Source organism: Nostoc sp. CCY 9925, assembly GCF_963920935.1.
In the GTDB taxonomy this organism is placed as follows: Bacteria; Cyanobacteriota; Cyanobacteriia; order Cyanobacteriales; family Nostocaceae; genus Nostoc.
This window is the reverse complement of sequence record NZ_CAWUDO010000131.1, coordinates 1-17,113: the sequence shown is the minus strand read 5'-3', so window position 1 is coordinate 17,113 and position 17,113 is coordinate 1. Positions and strand designations below refer to the sequence as shown.

18 protein-coding genes and 1 pseudogene are annotated in these 17,113 nt (G+C 40.6%); 5 read left to right on the top strand and 14 right to left on the bottom strand.

The window, feature by feature from the left end:
- Positions 1–175: 175 nt before the first annotated feature.
- Together ACM0OY_RS35470 and ACM0OY_RS35465 are read left to right on the top strand one after the other, a co-directional pair.
- The gene (locus tag ACM0OY_RS35470) at positions 176–745 is read left to right on the top strand and encodes a cysteine hydrolase family protein (RefSeq protein WP_414573438.1); all 570 of its coding nucleotides are present in this window, start codon (positions 176–178) and stop codon (positions 743–745) included.
- A 159-nt stretch (positions 746–904) separates the two neighbouring features.
- Positions 905–1,906, top strand: a complete 1,002-nt coding sequence (locus ACM0OY_RS35465; RefSeq protein ID WP_414573437.1) for a methyltransferase domain-containing protein — start codon at positions 905–907, stop codon at positions 1,904–1,906.
- 134 nt (positions 1,907–2,040) lie between these two features.
- Here ACM0OY_RS35465 and ACM0OY_RS35460 read toward each other — a convergent pair whose 3' ends face one another.
- From ACM0OY_RS35460 to ACM0OY_RS35445, 4 genes are all read right to left on the bottom strand, one after another.
- Entirely contained in the window at positions 2,041–3,009 is a 969-nt protein-coding gene (locus tag ACM0OY_RS35460) for a TauD/TfdA dioxygenase family protein (protein ID WP_414573436.1), read from the bottom strand.
- A gap of 267 nt (positions 3,010–3,276) precedes the next feature.
- Positions 3,277–4,257, bottom strand: a complete 981-nt coding sequence (locus ACM0OY_RS35455; protein WP_414573435.1) for an aldo/keto reductase — start codon at positions 4,255–4,257, stop codon at positions 3,277–3,279.
- Between the two features lie 258 nt (positions 4,258–4,515).
- A complete protein-coding gene (locus ACM0OY_RS35450; protein ID WP_414573434.1) occupies positions 4,516–5,259 on the bottom strand; it encodes a thermonuclease family protein in 744 nt (247 codons plus the stop codon).
- 111 nt (positions 5,260–5,370) lie between these two features.
- Entirely contained in the window at positions 5,371–5,916 is a 546-nt protein-coding gene (locus ACM0OY_RS35445) for an HD domain-containing protein (protein ID WP_414573433.1), read from the bottom strand.
- Positions 5,917–6,008: 92 nt separating this feature from the next.
- Here ACM0OY_RS35445 and ACM0OY_RS35440 point away from each other — a divergent pair, with 92 nt between their 5' ends.
- Entirely contained in the window at positions 6,009–6,206 is a 198-nt protein-coding gene (locus ACM0OY_RS35440; RefSeq protein WP_414573432.1) for a hypothetical protein, read from the top strand.
- On the opposite strand, the gene ACM0OY_RS35435 is transcribed toward ACM0OY_RS35440, so the two are convergent.
- The 6 genes from ACM0OY_RS35435 to ACM0OY_RS35410 form a co-directional block, all read right to left on the bottom strand.
- Positions 6,190–6,729 carry a DOMON-like domain-containing protein gene (locus ACM0OY_RS35435; RefSeq protein WP_414573431.1) on the bottom strand — a complete coding sequence of 180 codons (540 nt, stop codon included), beginning with the start codon at positions 6,727–6,729 and terminating at the stop codon, positions 6,190–6,192. The genes ACM0OY_RS35440 and ACM0OY_RS35435 overlap by 17 nt on opposite strands.
- Entirely contained in the window at positions 6,726–7,844 is a 1,119-nt protein-coding gene (locus ACM0OY_RS35430) for a phosphotransferase enzyme family protein (protein WP_414573430.1), read from the bottom strand. Before ACM0OY_RS35430 ends, ACM0OY_RS35435 begins: the two co-directional genes overlap by 4 nt.
- 295 nt (positions 7,845–8,139) lie before the next feature.
- Positions 8,140–9,444, bottom strand: coding sequence for a Tudor-knot domain-containing protein (locus ACM0OY_RS35425; RefSeq protein WP_414573428.1), 1,305 nt, complete (start codon positions 9,442–9,444; stop codon positions 8,140–8,142).
- Between the two features lie 332 nt (positions 9,445–9,776).
- Positions 9,777–10,466 (bottom strand): YdcF family protein, encoded by a 690-nt coding sequence (locus tag ACM0OY_RS35420; RefSeq protein ID WP_414573427.1) that lies wholly within the window; start codon positions 10,464–10,466, stop codon positions 9,777–9,779.
- Positions 10,466–11,122: a DUF2301 domain-containing membrane protein gene (locus ACM0OY_RS35415; RefSeq protein ID WP_414573426.1), complete on the bottom strand. Its 657-nt coding sequence runs from the start codon at positions 11,120–11,122 to the stop codon at positions 10,466–10,468. The genes ACM0OY_RS35420 and ACM0OY_RS35415 overlap by 1 nt, the downstream gene beginning before the upstream one ends.
- Positions 11,123–11,401: 279 nt before the next feature.
- The gene (locus ACM0OY_RS35410) at positions 11,402–12,205 is read right to left on the bottom strand and encodes an S-adenosyl-l-methionine hydroxide adenosyltransferase family protein (RefSeq protein ID WP_414573425.1); all 804 of its coding nucleotides are present in this window, start codon (positions 12,203–12,205) and stop codon (positions 11,402–11,404) included.
- 111 nt (positions 12,206–12,316) lie between these two features.
- Between ACM0OY_RS35410 and ACM0OY_RS35405 the strand changes: the two genes are divergently transcribed.
- Complete coding sequence (locus ACM0OY_RS35405) at positions 12,317–12,472, top strand: hypothetical protein (RefSeq protein WP_414573424.1); 156 nt, start codon at positions 12,317–12,319, stop codon at positions 12,470–12,472.
- A 110-nt stretch (positions 12,473–12,582) separates the two neighbouring features.
- Here ACM0OY_RS35405 and ACM0OY_RS35400 read toward each other — a convergent pair.
- Positions 12,583–12,825: pseudogene (locus ACM0OY_RS35400) on the bottom strand (Uma2 family endonuclease); the annotation flags it as partial.
- Between the two features lie 163 nt (positions 12,826–12,988).
- Entirely contained in the window at positions 12,989–13,627 is a 639-nt protein-coding gene (locus ACM0OY_RS35395) for a peroxiredoxin (RefSeq protein WP_414573422.1), read from the bottom strand.
- A gap of 297 nt (positions 13,628–13,924) precedes the next feature.
- Here ACM0OY_RS35395 and ACM0OY_RS35390 point away from each other — a divergent pair, with 297 nt between their 5' ends.
- Entirely contained in the window at positions 13,925–14,635 is a 711-nt protein-coding gene (locus ACM0OY_RS35390) for a hypothetical protein (RefSeq protein WP_414573421.1), read from the top strand.
- Here ACM0OY_RS35390 and hpsP read toward each other — a convergent pair.
- Both hpsP and hpsO read right to left on the bottom strand, forming a co-directional pair.
- On the bottom strand, positions 14,632–15,822 hold the full coding sequence (gene hpsP, locus ACM0OY_RS35385; RefSeq protein ID WP_414573420.1) for a hormogonium polysaccharide biosynthesis glycosyltransferase HpsP: 1,191 nt from the start codon (positions 15,820–15,822) through the stop codon (positions 14,632–14,634). The genes ACM0OY_RS35390 and hpsP overlap by 4 nt on opposite strands.
- Positions 15,823–15,903: 81 nt before the next feature.
- A complete protein-coding gene (gene hpsO, locus ACM0OY_RS35380; RefSeq protein ID WP_414573439.1) occupies positions 15,904–17,106 on the bottom strand; it encodes a hormogonium polysaccharide biosynthesis glycosyltransferase HpsO in 1,203 nt (400 codons plus the stop codon).
- Positions 17,107–17,113 lie beyond the last annotated feature (7 nt).

Below are 17,113 nucleotides of genomic sequence, written 5' to 3'. Positions count from 1 at the left end.
GTCAACTGAAAATTAAATAAAATAAAAAGCGCTCTCCCAAAAGGAGGGCGCTTTTTAGCGTCAAAGATTGACCGTTTTGGATTTTGGATTATTTTTTTGCTAACAAGCGACAAGGCTACACCTCTCAAATCCAAAATTGATTGGCAAATAATTATGATCGCGGGGAAAAATCAACATGAAACGAGCCTTATTAGTAATCGATGTTCAGAACGAATACTTCACTGGTAAGCTACCAATAACCTATCCATCAGGAAGTTTAGATAATATTCTTCAAGTAATGAATATTGCTAAAGAGCGAGATATACCTGTGATTGTTGTTAGACATACACAGCCGCTAGAAAACTCTCCTATTTTTCAAAAGGGAAGTCCAGAATGGGAGCTTCATCCGGAAATTGCCAAATATCCATACGATCTGCTGATTGAGAAAAATTTACCAGGAAGTTTTACAGCAACAGAATTAGAAACCTGGCTCAAAGAAAGGAATATTGATACTGTTGTTATCTCTGGATATATGACTCAAATGTGCTGTGATACAACCGCTAGACAAGCTGCCCACCTGGGTTTCTCTGTAGAGTTTCTTTCTGATGCGACAGGAACGCTAGCCTTTCAAAATAATGGAGGCGCTGCTACTGATGAAGAACTTCATAGAGCAACTTTAGTTGCCCAAGACACTTTTATTAGTCAGGTAATAAATACCTCTAAATGGATTAATAATCTTGAAGATAACAATGAAGTCCACCAGTAAATTTTTGGCTAGTGTCATTAATAGTCGATAATCGTGGGCTTTAGGAAAACAGGCTCAAAAGCAGCACCAAAGAGAATAGACGGCCAGGTCATACTGCTATCATAGTTGAGTTTTGTCTGTCAACCAGCTATGTTAAGTGTATAGGAAGCTTTCAAAACAATGTCAACCTTACTATATTTTGTAATTGGTGTTCTTCTGGTTTTATTGATGGGAATTGCAGCTTATTTCCTGACTGCTCGCAAGTATCAATCTTCTGCCACAGTCGCCAATTCCTACGATCGATGGACTCTTGACGGCATCCTAGAGTTTTATTGGGGAGAACACATTCACCTCGGTCACTACGGTTCCCCACCACGACGGAAGGATTTTTTGGTGGCTAAATCTGACTTTGTACATGAAATGGTTAAATGGGGTGGTTTAGATAAATTACCTCCTGGTACTACTGTCTTAGATGTTGGCTGTGGTATTGGGGGCAGTAGTCGGATTTTAGCGCGAGATTATGGGTTTGCTGTCACAGGGATTACAATCAGCCCACAGCAGGTAAAACGCGCCCAGGAGTTGACGCCCCAAGGGCTGAACGCCCAGTTTGCAGTCGATGATGCAATGGCATTGTCATTTCCAGATGCCAGTTTTGATGTAGTCTGGTCGATTGAAGCAGGCCCCCATATGCCTGATAAAGCCGTTTTTGCCAGAGAATTAATGCGGGTACTAAAGCCTGGTGGCATATTGGTTGTAGCTGACTGGAATCAGAGGGATGACCGCCAAAAACCGCTAAATTTCTGGGAGGAACCAGTGATGAGACAACTTCTCGATCAGTGGTCTCATCCAGCTTTTTCCAGCATAGAAGGCTTTTGTGAGCTTTTAGCAGAGACGAAATTAGTCGAGGGGGAGGTAATTACGGCAGACTGGACAAAACAAACCCTTCCTTCTTGGTTAGATTCGATCTGGCAAGGTGTAGCTCGACCAAGTGGATTGCTGCGTTTTGGACTGTCTGGTTTTGTCAAGTCTGTGCGCGAAGTACCGACGCTTTTACTGATGCGTTTGGCATTTGGTCTAGGGCTGTGCCGATTTGGAATGTTCCGCGCTGTGCGGGCGAACTCAGGCACAGAAATAATGGAGAGAAACTTTGCTAGCCAAACTTCCTCAAACTTGGTTAGGTAGTGATAGCATGATGACCAATTTTGAGTTTCCAGTGGTCTGCAATGGGCTGGAGTACAGACAATTCGCGGGGTAGCACAGCTAGCTGTACTACCCTACTGTAAGTCATTAAAATTGCAACCCGTTCGCCTTGTAGTTTATGAAAGTACTGGTTGGGCTTCCACTTTCTGGGCTTTGTTCTTCAAAATGGTTGGTAATTCGCTGTTGAACACTTCACCTTCAACCACTTGGGAACGGAAACCATCAACTCCAACTGGAACATCGCCTGTGATGGTGGTGCGATAAAGTACACGCTCCACTTCTAGATGATCTAGATCTTGAGGGGCTAGATGGGCGGTGGCGCGGTTGTCCCAGAAGGCAATGTCACCATTGTTCCAACGGAAGCGGGTGGTATAGGCAGGCTTAGCGATCTGGTTGAAGAACAACTCAAGCAGCAGGTCACTTTCTTGTCGTGACACCTCAAGAAGGTGCGAAGTGAAGCCAGGGTTAACAAACAACGCACGTTCACCTGTCTCCGGATGAACTCGAACGACTGGATGGATGGAGACCAAAGGATTGGCTGCGATGCGCTGGGCGATCTTGCTGTTGCTAGGCAAATTCAAGCGCGCATTAAAACGATGTTCGGCTTTTAATGTGTCTGCGAGGGCACGCACAGGTGCTGACAGACCTTCGTAAGCTGCTACCAGATTAGTCCACTGGGTGTCACCACCAATGCTGGGAACGTTAACCGCACGCAAAATTGACCCCGCAGGTGGGTTGACAGCAGCTGTCACATCGGTGTGCCAGCGGCTCTCGTAGCTGGAACGGCGTAGACCATTGCGCTTCTCGTAGCGGCTGCGGTCAATAGGCAGGATTTGGGAGAAACCTTCGATAGGCTCATCTTCGTGGGGATGTGCGTATGTCACTTCGCCGAAACGAGATGTGAAGGCGATTTGTGCAGCATGGTCAATGTTCTGACCGCGAAAGAACACAACTTTCCACTTCAATAGTGTTTGACGAATTTCTTGGACTGCATCATCGTGCAGAGGACGCGAAAGATCCACGCCGCTGATTTCAGCACCGATAAAACCAGCTACTGGTTTGACTTCAATGTGCTTGTAGCTCATGTAAATTCTCCAGACTTAAATCCATAGAGTAGTTTTCGCAAAGTCCGCTTCCTTTGGTTGCTATTAAGGGTAATCAAAGGAAGCGATCGCAACTTTCAACATAATACGGCAAATTGATCGGTTTACCGTATTTTAAATGTAAAGTTACACGAATAACCCAAGATTTAGGCTGAGCAAGGGCAAATTCAAACAGACGGACTCTCTAGGTCTAACTGAAACTCTTTGTGCCCAAGGTATTTCTACAAGTAACATGAGCACTCAAATCAATTAACGGTTAACAGAACTCATGTCAGGGTAGCGATCGCCTGCTGCGACATTTTTGGGTGCAACTGCTTCCAATCGATTCAACTCTTCTTGTGTCAGAGTAATTTCGGTAGCTGCAATATTCTCCTCTAAGTAAGTACGGCGTTTTGTACCAGGAATTGGCACAATATCTTCTCCTTGAGCCAAAAGCCATGCTAGTGCAAGCTGACTAGCAGTTACTCCTTTTTCAGCGGCGATTTGCTTGACTTGCTCGACTAATTGCAGGTTCTTATAGAAATTTTCACCTTGAAAGCGGGGAGAATTTCTTCGATAATCATCAGCAGGAAGATCGTCAGGGCTAGTAATTGCACCTGATAAAAATCCTCTTCCTAATGGGCTATAGGGAACAAACCCAATTCCTAATTCCCGCACTGTAGGTAGAATTTCATCCTCTGGTTCTCGACTCCAAAGTGAGTATTCTGTTTGGAGTGCCGTAATCGGATGAACTGTCTGCGCTCGTCGAATTGTAGCAGGAGCAGCTTCAGAAAGTCCTAAATAACGCACTTTTCCGAGCTTAACTAACTCTGCCATTGCGCCGACAGTATCTTCAATGGGTACGGTTGGATCTACGCGATGTTGATAATAAAGGTCAATGACTTCAACTCCCAGACGTTTGAGGGAGGCATCGCAAGCTTGATGGACGTATTCTGGTTTGCCACTAATGCCTTGGAAACCACCATCTTCAGTGCGGACATTGCCAAATTTGGTTGCTAAGACTACTTTATCGCGCCGGTCTTTAATTGCTCTGCCTACTAATTGCTCATTAGTAAAAGGCCCATACATATCAGCAGTATCAAGAAAATTAACTCCCAGTTCTAATGCTCGATGAATTGTGGCGATCGCTTCTTGTTCGTCACGACCACTATAGAACTCGGACATTCCCATGCAACCAAGTCCAATAGTTGAAACTTCTAATCCTTGTTTGCCTAGCTTTCTAGTTTTCATCAAGTAATCTCCTAGTCAGTAATTGGCAAGATAAAATTATGTCTTTGAGTATTATCTCTTTCTCAATTACCAAGTCATCTGTTATTAGAAGTATTTCGTGAATAAAAATCACTCCTTGGGCAAGGAAACAGGCAACAGTTTTGTACGCTGCGTTATAACTAACGCCCATAACGCAGCGTTTTTACAGCAGATTTCAAGTTAATAAAGCACACCATCTTGAATTCTAAATTCTGACTCCTGAATTCTCAATTCCAATTTTTATTTCAACTGCACTATAGATAAAACTTGATAACCCTGGTCTTGCGGCATACATTGTCCATTAAACTCAATAGGGCAAGCAGTTTTGGTAGGTGAAGGGCGAGTACCTTCAACATACACCGCTGTTATTTCAACTTCTTTATTATTAAATGATTGCAATTGAGAATGAGAAACTTGAACAGATGGACGCAGTACTAAACGATTCTGCTTAGGGGAGTTAGTAATTAGAAAAAACTCGTTACCTTCATAAGCTCTAGTTGACATCACAGGAGGAATTTCTTCATAAATTAATTTTCCCTGCCAAGTAGATGTTTTGGATTCATGCGTATTTTTATTTGATTGCCGCCACAATCCAAAACGCTTATTTTTAGCATTAGCTTCGGCAATTAGATATTGGGTTTTGGTTTCATAGCAATTGTATAAAGAGTCTCGGTCGATTACAGCATTACCTTCTTGTACTAAAAGCAGATTAATTGAGCGATTATTTACAAAGACTTCACCAATTGTGCGCCCATTCTTGAGTTTTTCTGTACTTCTAATCACTACAAGACTTTGAGATGGTAGCAATTGTTGTAACCTTTTTGTTGCTGCTAAATTTAATGGGTCGCTACTGGCTTTGGGTGTATTGATGCAGGCTAGTTTTACAGTTACTGGTCGTCCTGCATCATCTTTAACCAAAATTGTATTTCCATCTGCAATACCAACTACTGTGGCTAGCACTAAAATTAGTTCTAGTAATTCCATAATTTTATCTCTAGTAATTTATGTTGTGAATATAGGATTTATCTCACGCAGAGTCGCAGAGAAGAGAATTGAGAGAGATGAATCTAAGAGTCAATTTTGCTTTAAGTTTAGCTATTTAATAAAGCCTTTGTAGTCTTCAATTTTCTTAGCCAAGCGTGATGCGAGAAATGGGCTTGCATCTTTCAATGTTTCATAAATCTGGATTCCTTCTTTTCGATATCCAATAATTTTTTCTTGATTCCAATAATGTGGCGGTGCTTGGAGATTGGTAATTCTATCGGCTAGCTTTACCATCCATATTTCTGGCGGCTGCTTCTTTATCCTTCGCAAACTATCTGTCATTTGCAGATGTTTTTCTAGGGAATTATCTTTAGTTAGTGCAAGTACGCCGTTAGCGATCGCTTCCCCAAATTCAGTTTTAATTTCCTCAAATGTTGTCGCAGTATCTTCAATTACGTCGTGCAAAATAGCACATTGAATTGCTAGATTTCCATCATGTTCTTTTTCCACATTTAAAGCAGCAATTATTTCCATACTCACACAACTCAAGTGAACGATGTAAGGTATTTCTAAACCAGGTATTTTCTGACCATGATGTGCCTCAGCTGCTTTATCTAAGGCTTTGATATAAATTTCTTGTGACCAGTTTTGTTGCATATTTATAAACGCTCTCATTTAATCATCTGGAAATTGCCAAGATGAAATACTTTCTACATTCTTGCTACTACATTTCAGACAAGTAACATCAAATGTTGAATCTATCCATTCATAACCACAAGTACGACAATGACAGTAAATATTATTACGGTTTGCATCTTTTATACCTTGATGCCATTGCTGTAGTTGGTCAGGATTTAGAAACGCAAAATTATCAGACATTATTACAATCAATCCTTTATAGAGACGGCGATTTATCCCATGTTTGTAACATTACAATTCCAGAATAAAACTATCTCGCAAATGAAAATCAGGCTTTGCACCTCGATGAGTTAACGCCCAATAAGTAATGCCATCATCTCTGTACTTAATAACAGTAGTAATGGCAACTTCAATTATCTGTTCTGGCGAAATGATTTTATCCAAATCAATATTTAAGGTAAGTACTAATTTATCGGTTTGATTTCTAACATCAAACGAAAGTATTGTCAAGGCTGTTTCTTCCCTCATGCCTTGACGGTATCCATCAAAACGATAGACATTCCAGTGTCCAGCGGGTGAGAGGTTGAATTCCCAATATTGCTGAGAATTTTTGATGCCAAGGAAAAATTCAAAGCAAGTATCTTCCCACAGCTGATGCTTCCGTGATGGTGTGTTTGATGGTGGGGCTACGGCAATTTCTTTCAAATCACCTGTAAAAGTATAAGAGATGCTAAATTGATTAATGTTTCGGCTGATATTACCTGTAATTTCCAAATTAGCTAGAGATTCGCCAGAAGCAAATGGTTGCAAGGAAAATGTCTGGTTATTCATTTAATATCTTTGATAATTTTGCGAATCTGCGTTTCCTGGGATTCGATACTCTCGGTGAGTTTAAACTGGATCATCGCTCTTGCTAAATTATGTTCTGGATGCTTCACTTTGAAATAGACATTTCCTGCCAAATAATCGGCAAAAAATCTCAATCCTAATTCAAAAGCAATCAGACGAATTGCATCGTAGATATAGGCATAGTCATTTTCGGTGAGAAAAGCTTTAGCTACACCAAGATAACCTGCTAAAATTCCTTCGCACAAATCGGTATCGAAATAAACACTTTCCCAAATCTCTGTTTCTTCTCCAACCGGATTGCAACCCGATCGCAGGCAATCACCAATATCGTAATGTACTAGACCGGGTTTTACGGTGTCGAGGTCTATAACACTGACGGCTTGCTGGGTAGCTGTGTCAAACATGACATTATTGATTTTTGGATCGCCGTGCATCAGACGCAGCGGTAGAATGCCTTGTGTTTTGGCAATTTCTAGGATATGTGCAAAGGTTTGGCGATCGCTAACAAATTGCAAGCAATATTTAACTTCAGGAGTTTTACGTACATTACTTGCCGCCAAAACTTCATTGTAATACTGGAGATAAAGCGGTGTGATATGGAATCCTTCAAGGGTATCAGCGAGTTTTTGTGGTGGTAAATCGCCGATCAGATTGTGGAACATGCCCAAGGCATAACCGATTTCTTGTGCATGTGAGCGATCGTGCATGGTATCAAAGGATTGTGAATCTTCAATAAAGCTAATCGCCCGCCAAAAGGAACCGTCAGCATCTCGCCAGTGGTTTTGTTCGTCTTGAGTTAGTAGTACTTGCGGTACTTCCCAGCGACGGTTTACAGGAGTAGATTGTAACTTTTTACGAACATGCTCAGTGAAGGTACACATGTTCTGCATAATCAATTTTGGCTGGCGAAATACTTGTGTATTGATGCGTTGTAGAACAAAATGCTGTTGTTCTGAGCAATCTAGAGTTACTAAGAAAGTGTCATTTATATTACCACTGCCGAATGCTTTAGTGGCTGTAACTTTCCCGAGTCCGGCGAATTGAGTGGCGATCGCAACTAGATTGTCTGTAGCTTGTGTATTGAGTTCTTTTATCATATTCGTGTTATTCCTGACTACTCCTCACATTGCACAAAGGCAATAGGGGATATCGTAGCGCAAGTATCAAGATAATTCGTAATTCTTAATTAAATGAGAATTTAGAATGCAATCAGTCGGAGATTTCTCACCACACTTAAACACATTTATTGAATCGCCAGTCATACAAAATTCAATTGGAAAATTCTTGCTGGTTAATATGATAAATCTTGTGGGGCGGGCATCCTGCTTACCCTTGTTTTCCAAAATACTGTCTGTTAATACGGGGCATGATTGCCCCGTAATCATTCAATAATTAGCGAATCTCATCGCTATCAACCCACTCATCATAAGACGAGTCATAACCGATGTAGCGAAGGAAGTATTGCTGACCTTGGATTTGTTGAATAGTAGCAGAATACCAAGCTTCTTGGTCATCATCCCAACATTTTACTTTTTGGCCAACTGCATATCCGTTGTCATCAGCAGAGCGAAGATCGCGAGTACGAATGTCATCTTCACCTACCCATTCATCATAAGATGAACCATAACCAAGGTAATGAACATAGAATTGATCCTCTTGGATTTTTTCAATTGTTCCTTGATACCAATCCTCCTCATCACCATCCCAAACTTCTACTGTTTTGCTGACTGCATACTGAGTATTATCTGACTTCGCAGCAGATGAAACATCTTGAATGGGCTTTTGTGCCTCTTGCTTAATTTCCTCTTTGACTAAAGTATATGCTTGCAAAATTACACTGCGAGCAACAGTTTGAATTCCTGTATGTTCGTAGTAGTTTGTAGTTTGGTCTAGGAATGCTGCTACAAAATCTAAATTATCATCAGCAATCTGAATAAAATTACCCAAATGGCTAGAAATTGATTGCGGGGTGATGCCTGTTTTGGCTACTAAGTTATTCATCCACCCTTGCACAGAGTTGAAACCCTGATTAATAAAACCAAGTTTATCAGAGGGGCTATTACCTGGTAGAGAGTTATTGATAGCTAAGAAAACAGGATTTTGAGCTACTGCGCTAGTATCAGCGCCACTAATAACTGACTGAATTTTCGCTAGGAAATCTGGGCCTAAAGGCAAAATTCCATCTAGACAAACTAAAGCAACCATCCGGATTAGAGATGCATTTTGATAGTTGTTGGCCAGGGAATTGGCAAACTCTTGAGGATTAGGTTGAGGAATACCATTTAGTTTGCAAAAAGCGATGATTTCAACAGCAATTTTCAGTGCTAAATCAATGGATTGAGTGACATCGGCTTTGGGAGTAACTTTAGTTAAAAAAGAAAGAAAGCCAATTTTTTCACCAACTTTATTAGCTAAAGCCGCCGTCGCCATAGCTGTATCTGCTTTATCAATTGTTTGATAAACTTTGATTGCAGCCTGGTAGCCATTTTGAGGATCTTGATATAAAGTAACAGCGCGATCGCGGATTTTTTGGATTACCTTAGCATCGCTTTCTCCAGTGATGGCGCGGATATTATTGTCAAACCCCACCAAATTGTTCCATTCACCTGGTGCTACGTAATCAAGAGCTTTTAAAACTTTGACAGTGATATTGTCAGCTGGTAATTCGTCAACCAACTGAATAATAGATTTATCCATCAGCCGATCCTCAAAACTCTAAACGATTCTTACAATACGGATCAGAATCGCGCACATAATAAGTGCCAATTGCTACTTAAAAAAGCAGCAATTGTGGTCAAAGCTGCGTGAATTACTGAACCGTATTAATAGAGTTCCCAGAATTGGCTAAAAAATAACTTCCAAGAACGCGATGTCAAGTTGTCGTTCAAAAGCCAGAATATATAAGGAATCTAGTCAATACTTTTCGGATAAGTGCCAACAACTTCTTTGATGATCTGGGGAAAGGGAAAAGGCAAAGGGGTAAGGGGTGAATTTAAACCTTTTCCCTTTAACCTTGCTTTTTAAAACTTTTAGTTTTTCCAACTCAAAAACCGTGCATAAATATAAGCAATTGTTTCATCAAGAACTGTTCGCACCCCTTGGCTAGAACCCCACCATTTGTTCGGATCGTAATCTTGGGTTTTAGCAGCGATCACACCAACTTGAATGTCAGGATTCAGTATATTTTTAAAAATTAACCAACTCCTACGGGTATGAACGTCCAAGGAAAAAAGATTAATTGATTCTACTTTTAAATTAGAATTGGATAGCCAGCGATAAAATTCGGCAGCAGAGGCATAACTCCGATCTTTAACTACATAAGGTGTGGGAACAGCTACTACTTTTTCTGCTTCTAAACCGAGTTTATTGAAGGTGGCGGCTGTAACTTCTGCAAAATTATTGTATCCAGTAAGATAAGTTCCTTTTCCTAATGTACCCCCGGTAGTAATTATTTGACGATAAGAACCGTTTTTAAATTCAAGTAACGCTTCTTCTATAGCGTAATCTGGTAGCCATCCTTCAACAACTAATATTTCTGCTGATTTGATACGAGAAGTTACGGCGAGATATGAGTGTACATGAGTAATACTCAAAAATATTAAAAAAGCAACCACAGCGATTGCAATCGCCCACCCCGGAGCCGTAAGTGTCCACATTTCTTGGCGTTTTATTAGTTTGACTTTTGGAAATTTTTGACGCCGACGATTTTTTGTCCGCATTAAACTTTGGAGAGACGCTGTTGTTTTAAGTAAGCAAATACAGACTTATCGCCAATATCAGCAGAAATTGGTTGCACTGTTTTTCGCAGAGCAAATACCAAAAACAACGTTGCCCAAATTCCTAATAAAATACCTTCCCACTGAATTGGTAAAACTCCTACTAAATGTCCTAACAATAGAACTGGTACTAGTGGAGTTAACACTTTAGTCTCCAAGCGATTGAAGCAAAAAGCTTCTTTAAAATAAATACCTGTCAAAGCAACGAAAATAAAACCAACTCCAAATAAAGTAAGAGGCTGATTGTAAATAGTAACGGCCAAAGGTTCACTACTAGATAGAGCTAAAATTGCAGATGTGATAGTACCGATCGCCCAAAAAATTTGCAACATTCGGTGTAGTATTATCATGTAGATATGAATGGTAAATAAACTTACACTGAGAGCCAAAATAAAACAAGCATATAGAGGTGTCAGCGCACTTAGAACAGTCGGGTTATTGTTGAGCAAAACCAAACCGCTACCGACGGCAAAGCTGAGTGCAGCTATCATTAACCCAGCGCGGTAGATAATTACCCCAGTGCGATCGTTTGAAGTGATTGTAAATTCTCCAAACTGACCTTGATAAACTTGTGGTGCAGGTAGTGTTTGCGTAGTCATAGCGAAAGATATAGTTATGATTGCTTAGTGGAGTGGTACGGTAAATTGCTGAATGGTTACTTTTATTATTATGGGCAATGATACGAATTTAATGTGAGTATTTCTAAAAGTATGCTCTAGGATATATGAATAATCGGATTTTTCAATCTAGGATGTGTTGACAATTGACAGTTGACAGTTCTGATGAGAGCCAGTTGCTTCAACTCTTTGAACCACCAAGAGTACACTGGCTACTGTCAACTGTCATCAGTTAACATTCAACAAACAGTTCTGATTTTGTCAGAAAAACAAGACTTGTAGCGCATCTTGTAAATTCAGCTGTAACTGTGAGTGAGCATTGCCGCTATTAACAGCAATTTCCACCCACCCGTGACTGTCAATTAAAGCCATCGCCTCTCCCTCTTTGACATTACTATAAGTTTCACATGCTGGTATACTCAACCCAGCAGCCTGTACGTACCAGCTTTTACCTTGGACGTAACTTCCAGGAATGTTGCTCACTAAATTGCCAAAGCCATCGATATATTGAATGGAACCCAGTACACCAGTTGTTGTTTGCTTGCACTCGGCAATATCCAGCTTAACCAAACTGGCTGGATCGATGTGTTGTCCTAGCTGTTTGAGAGGGACACCACTAGCAAGATTAGCTCCCACTGGTGCAAAGATATCTCTACCGTGAAAAGTCTTGCTTGGTTGGGGAGTTCTCCAATAGTTAAGATTTGTGACTTCCACGACTGCGATCGCCGGACTTTGACTTAATACTCCGCTGAAAATGCCATTATCTGGTCCGACGAGAAACCCTTGAGCAAATTCTACTGCGATCGCCCGTCGCCTGCTGCCCACACCTGGATCTACCACTGCTACATGCACTGTCCCAAGTGGGAAATAAGGATAAGCATTCATCAAAGAAAACCGGGCTGCGGCTATGTCTTGGGGTGGAATTTGGTGGGTCAAGTCTACCACCATGATTTGAGAGTTGATTTGAGCTATGACTCCTTTCATTACGCCCACATAGACATCGCGATCGCCAAAATCGCTCAGCAAAGTCACCACTGGTTGTTGACCGATGCAGTTTTCATACATAATTTGACTAAAATTTAGATAAAATCAAAAATTTCTGTAGCAACAGCTACAAAATATATGCTATGTTAAGAATACAAGACATAAAGACAAACAATTAAAGAGGTAATTCTTATGAGTCAAGGTAGATTACAGGCTGCCAGGAAGGCACAAGAAGCTCACAGAGAGAATATTCAAAAAAGCTTAGAACATCGCTTGCAAGTAGCCAGAGCAAAGGGCGACGAACAGCTGATTCGTCAACTAGAAGCTGAGATGAGGTATTCCAGCTAAATCAAGTTTTCACTGTTCATAGTTTTGTTGTGTACCCCGCCACGGCGGGTTTTTTGTTTTCAGGGAGTTTCCAGGTAATAGCGCCAATCAGCTGTACGGCCCTACCTTTTTTACCAAACTTTACTCATATTCAAAATAAAACCAGGCAATATCGGATCGCCACTAACGCTAGCAGGATTATCCAAACATTCCTCTGATAATCCAGGACGATGAATATAAACTTTGCGTTGCTTACGGTCAATTAACCAGCCTAACTGTATTCCTGGCTCATTCATATATTCCTCCATTTTTTCCTTCAAAGTTTGGAGGTTGTCGCTAGGAGATTTGAGTTCAACTACAAAATTTGGACAAATGGCAATACGGTTCGGATAAGCAGGGGAGGCAGGGGAGGAAAAAGGATCTATTGTTCAGTAATTCTTCTCTCCCCATGCTCCCCCTGCCTGCCTCAACAAAGAAATTCCTTAAGCGAACGGTATTGGGCAGCCTTGCGTCTAATGCAGGAAATCATTTTCAGATTTACTTGTTAGGCTGAGGAGTTAACCGCAGATAGGGTTTAACTTCCTCATAGCCTTTGGGGAATTTTTCTTTGAGGACTTCTGGATCTTTGAGTGAGGGGACAATTACACAATCGTCTCCATCTTTCCAGTCAGCTGGGGTCGCCACGCTGTAGTTATCAGTCAATTGCAGAGAATCAATGACCCGCAAAAGTTCGTCAAAGTTGCGTCCTGTGCTGGGGGGATATGTGAAAGTGAGACGGAGTTTCTTATTAGGGTCAATTACGAAAACCGATCGCACTGTTACAGCTGCGTTGGCATTGGGGTGGATCATATCATAAAGGTCAGAAACCTTGCGATCTTCATCTGCCAAAATTGGGTAGTTAAGAGTCGTGCTTTGAGTTTCTTCGATATCTCCTATCCAGCCGTTGTGTGATTCAACATTATCAACGCTAAGTGCGATCGCTTTGACATTGCGCTTGTCAAATTCTGGTTTGAGCTTGGCAACTGTGCCGAGTTCTGTTGTACAAACAGGTGTAAAATCAGCGGGATGAGAGAACAGCACAACCCAGCTGTCACCTGCCCATTCGTAAAAATCGATGTCGCCGTGTGTTGAGGCTTGTTTAAAGTTGGGTACTGTATCACCTAAACGGAGAGCCATGTGAGATTCCCTGTAGTTAGAAAAGCATATGTGTTCTACTTTGCCATCATGACATAAAACCCCTATTCCCCAATCGGGCTTTAGCGGTTTGAAACAAAATTTTAGGTTGTTAAGACTCTCGTATAAGGGACTGGGGACTGGGGAGATGAGAAGATGGGGAGATGGGGAGTCAAGAGTGAGGAGTGCTGAGTACAGACACGATTAACCCTTGTCTGTACAAGAGTGTTGAGTTAGGAATTCTCCCTTCCACCCCTCTTTGTCTGGCTCTTTCCCAGTCCCCAGTCCCTTTTTCTGACAATGATTGTAATACTTTTGACTGTTGGTGTTATCCTCAGCACAACTGCGAGTTTTATTTTCGGAGTTCCGTGGTTGATGCCTTTTTTAGGTGCTGCTGTACCCTATCCTATTTTGTTTTTACAAGTGCGTCGTCAACAATATAAAAGTGCTTTTTGGTGGATGTTACTCTGGGGAGTGTTCCAGAGTATTGCTGTAATTGTAGCAACAGCGATCGCTCCACAAACAGCAGCAAAAGTCATCCTTCGCGGACAGTCCTACACTATGGAAATGTTCCACTGGATTCGCACAGGCGAAGGTATGGAAGGAACAGTGCGTTTATTTTTACCAGATCATTTATTGCACTACGGAATTTTTTGTCTTCTTTGTGTTGTAACTCTCAGTAGCGCCGCATTAATCTTTGGCACTTGGATGCTAAATTATATGAATTTCTATGTTGCAGAATTGGTAAAAATAAGCGCCAAACCTTGGTTAGCAGCTATTTTAGGGTGGTATCCTTGGTCAATTCTGCGGGTGATTGGGTTTATTGCAACTGGGGTGGCTTTAGCTGCATTAGGGTTAAATTTATTAACTCGCATTAAGGGCGAAGTTCCTAAATCTGCTTTTCCTAAAACTTATATGTTGATTGGGATTAGTTTTGTGATTGCAGATATTATTGTCAAAGCAGTTCTAGCGCCTATTTGGCAAAAACTACTGTTATCTGCATTGGGTTAAATTAATTTATTTGTCAAAATTTTCTCATAGGCTTGGATTGTTTGCTTGGCGATCGCATCCCAGCTAAAATTTACATCAGCATATTTGTTTGCATTTAACCCCCGTCGTTGGCGTTCTGCGGGATTTTGCAAAGCTGCTTGCAGTAAATCTACGAGCGCTTCCACATCTGTTGTACCTACCCAACCCGACTCACTATCGCGTATTTGTTGACAAATATGTACTTGGTCGGAAATGACTACGGGTATTCCTGCTAGCATCGCTTCAGCTACAGCAATGCCAAAATTTTCATAGTAGGAAGGTAAGACGAATAAATCAGCAGCTTGTAGTAAACTAGCTTTTAATTCACCAGTAACAAAGCCAGTAATTGTAGTGTGCGATCGTAGTGGTGAATTTTGAATTTGGGATTTGATCTTTTCTTCGTAATCAGGATCTTGAGGATTTGTGCCAGCTAAAACAAAATGAAACTTATAACCAACTCCTAACAATTTTTCTAGCGCCGGAATCAACAAATTCAACCCCTTTTTTGGGTCAATTCGTGACATAAATAGCACTAACGGAATATTCTCAGGAATCTTGAATTGCTGACGCGTTATATTTGTCCCCTCTCCTCCTCTTCCTCCCTCTTTTTTCACACCCAAAGGAATCAGCAAATCTGGCGTCGAAACTCCAAATCGTTCTGATATTTTAGCTTCTTGCTCGCTAGTAAAATGAATTGCCGCCGCACCAGCTAAATTTTGACGTTCTATAATTGCGGCATAAATCTGTTTTAATTGCTTTTTTTTGCTTAAATCAGCCGGATCGAGAGTACCCAAAGGACGCAAAATATAAGGTAGTTTTTGCTGACGACACACAACAGCAGCAGCACTACTTATGGGAGAGAATAAAGCATGAATATGTGCAATGTTAAACTCCTGAGCATGACGTTTTAGCCAATTTAGTAAATCTAAGGAAAATTTGTAGCGACGAAATGGCGCACAACGAAAGTAAATGATTTCATAACCATCTTGTTTAATTGGGCAATTTAAAGGAACATCTAAAGGTATTTGACCTATATCGCCATTACTATCTGTTGTGATAATTGTAACTTCCACTCCCTCTTTTACCAAAGCTGGAGCTAATCCCAGTACCATTTGACTAGGGCCGCCATAAATCAGAGAAATTGAGGGAACAATTTGTAATATTTTCATTTTTTTGTTATTAGTTATTAGTCATTAGTCATTAGTCATTAGTTAGTTAACAATAACCAATGCAATGCCCCATGCCCAACTTTAATGACTAATTACCAACTCTTGATAAAACTCTAATTGCTCTTTAGCTAAAGCTTTATTTGTGTACTTAATCATTGCTTTTTGATAACCCATTTCCCCAAGAGTGTGAGCAAAATATGGTTTATCTATTAATTCAAGTAAGCAATTAGCAAGGGCTTGGGCATCACCTTCAGGGAAAATTAAACCAGCATCACCAATTACATGAGGAATTTCACCGGAATCAGAACCAATCACAGGCACTTGACAAGCCATTGCTTCAATGAGCACATGACCAAATTGTTCTTTCCAACCAGCAGAGGTTAAGGTTTTAAATTTGTAAGTTGTTTCTGAAGGGAGTACCAAAGTACTCATTAAATTAATATAGTTTGCCACCTCATTATGGGGAACGCTTTCCACTAAAATTAACCGTTGTTGAATATTATTATCTGTGGCTATTTTGATTAATTCAGCTTTTAATTCTCCCCGTCCTAACAAAAGTAATTTCCATGGTCTATTTTTTAAACTTACTAAGGCTTTTAAAAGCGTTAATAAACCCTTCTCTTGGACAAAACGCCCAACAAAGCCCACTACAAAGTCTTCTTTTGCAATACCTAAACTCGCTGCTAACTCTGGTTGTACTTTGGGAGTAAATAAACTTTCATCTACACCCAATTGCGGCATGACTTTAATTGGCCCTTGATATCCACGTTGTTGCAAAATTTCTGCTCCATCTTGATTACCAGAAATAATGCCGTGGCTGTGATTAAGGTTATATTTTTCTAATAATGCAACTGGTAATTTTAATTCATAGGGTAGGTTCCACCAGGTAAAAAATATATTTTTGGCTTTGAGTCCTAATAGCTTATTTAAGGTAATCATCTGAGTATAAGCTAATCCTCTAGACCCTTGTTCTACCTGGATGATTTGGGGACGAAATTGTTTTAATAAAGATATCAAATCAGCACCAAAGGTCAGGAGTCCTTGATGATTTTGGCTGAAGTTAGAAACCGGAACTATTTTAAATGAACCTTCATCGCGGTATTCAGTTTCAATGATTTTGTTTTGCACACCGCCAGGATTCCAACGCTTTGGAACTACAACTGTGACTTCAATCTCAGGTTGTAGTTGAGATAAAGCGCGTAATTTTTCACAGTTGAGGTCTACAATATAAGTATGACTAAGTAAGTGGGCATCAAAAAAGTCAGCTATGTTAAGATATATAATACGGAGA

Bases quoted from the DNA above. Each gene is read 5' to 3' on its own strand.
- ACM0OY_RS35460 (WP_414573436.1), bottom strand. From the start codon at position 3,009: ATGAGCTACAAGCACATTGAAGTCAAACCAGTAGCTGGTTTTATCGGT.
- ACM0OY_RS35420 (WP_414573427.1), bottom strand. From the start codon at position 10,466: ATGCGGACAAAAAATCGTCGGCGTCAAAAATTTCCAAAAGTCAAACTA.
- hpsP (WP_414573420.1), bottom strand. From the start codon at position 15,822: ATGAAAATATTACAAATTGTTCCCTCAATTTCTCTGATTTATGGCGGC.
- ACM0OY_RS35450 (WP_414573434.1), bottom strand. From the start codon at position 5,259: ATGGAATTACTAGAACTAATTTTAGTGCTAGCCACAGTAGTTGGTATT.
- ACM0OY_RS35390 (WP_414573421.1), top strand. From the start codon at position 13,925: ATGATTGTAATACTTTTGACTGTTGGTGTTATCCTCAGCACAACTGCG.
- ACM0OY_RS35465 (WP_414573437.1), top strand. From the start codon at position 905: ATGTCAACCTTACTATATTTTGTAATTGGTGTTCTTCTGGTTTTATTG.
- ACM0OY_RS35395 (WP_414573422.1), bottom strand. From the start codon at position 13,627: ATGGCTCTCCGTTTAGGTGATACAGTACCCAACTTTAAACAAGCCTCA.
- ACM0OY_RS35470 (WP_414573438.1), top strand. From the start codon at position 176: ATGAAACGAGCCTTATTAGTAATCGATGTTCAGAACGAATACTTCACT.
- ACM0OY_RS35435 (WP_414573431.1), bottom strand. From the start codon at position 6,729: ATGAATAACCAGACATTTTCCTTGCAACCATTTGCTTCTGGCGAATCT.
- ACM0OY_RS35455 (WP_414573435.1), bottom strand. From the start codon at position 4,257: ATGAAAACTAGAAAGCTAGGCAAACAAGGATTAGAAGTTTCAACTATT.
- ACM0OY_RS35425 (WP_414573428.1), bottom strand. From the start codon at position 9,444: ATGGATAAATCTATTATTCAGTTGGTTGACGAATTACCAGCTGACAAT.
- ACM0OY_RS35405 (WP_414573424.1), top strand. From the start codon at position 12,317: ATGAGTCAAGGTAGATTACAGGCTGCCAGGAAGGCACAAGAAGCTCAC.
- ACM0OY_RS35410 (WP_414573425.1), bottom strand. From the start codon at position 12,205: ATGTATGAAAACTGCATCGGTCAACAACCAGTGGTGACTTTGCTGAGC.
- ACM0OY_RS35445 (WP_414573433.1), bottom strand. From the start codon at position 5,916: ATGCAACAAAACTGGTCACAAGAAATTTATATCAAAGCCTTAGATAAA.
- ACM0OY_RS35430 (WP_414573430.1), bottom strand. From the start codon at position 7,844: ATGATAAAAGAACTCAATACACAAGCTACAGACAATCTAGTTGCGATC.
- ACM0OY_RS35440 (WP_414573432.1), top strand. From the start codon at position 6,009: ATGTTGAATCTATCCATTCATAACCACAAGTACGACAATGACAGTAAA.
- ACM0OY_RS35415 (WP_414573426.1), bottom strand. From the start codon at position 11,122: ATGACTACGCAAACACTACCTGCACCACAAGTTTATCAAGGTCAGTTT.